This window comes from Photobacterium sanguinicancri, from assembly GCF_002265265.1.
Lineage (GTDB): Bacteria > Pseudomonadota > Gammaproteobacteria > Enterobacterales > Vibrionaceae > Photobacterium > Photobacterium sanguinicancri.
Genome location: NZ_NOIF01000481.1, coordinates 1 through 413 on the forward strand (window position 1 = coordinate 1; position 413 = coordinate 413).

Sequence of the window (413 nt, forward strand, 5' to 3'; positions counted from 1 at the left end):
GGGGCAGCATCGACCACCACGATCTGACCAGGTTTGACCTCCCCGAAGAGGATCTTCTCGGCTAGGACGTCCTCGATGTCGCGCTGGATCGTCCGGCGCAGCGGACGAGCACCGAGCAGCGGGTCGAAACCACGCGTGGACAGCAGTTCCTTGGCAGCCGGAGTGACCTCGATACCCATGTCCTTGTCGGCCAGACGATCCTCCAGTTGCCCCACCATGAGGTCGACAATCCGTAGGATGTCGGGCTGGGTGAGCTGATGGAAGACGATGATCTCGTCAAGGCGGTTGAGGAACTCGGGACGGAAGTGTCCCTTGAGCTCCTCGGTAACCTTGGCCTTCATCTTCTCGTAGCTAGACTCGACGTCGTCGGCCTTGGAAAAGCCGAGATTGACTGATTTGGAAATGTCGCGGGT

General features: G+C 59.6%; 1 protein-coding gene. It reads right to left on the bottom strand.

Features of this window, described 5'->3' with window-relative positions; genetic code table 11:
• On the bottom strand, positions 1-413 hold a 413-nt coding region (locus ASV53_RS26600; protein ID WP_148665207.1), incomplete at both ends, for a ClpB D2-like domain containing protein.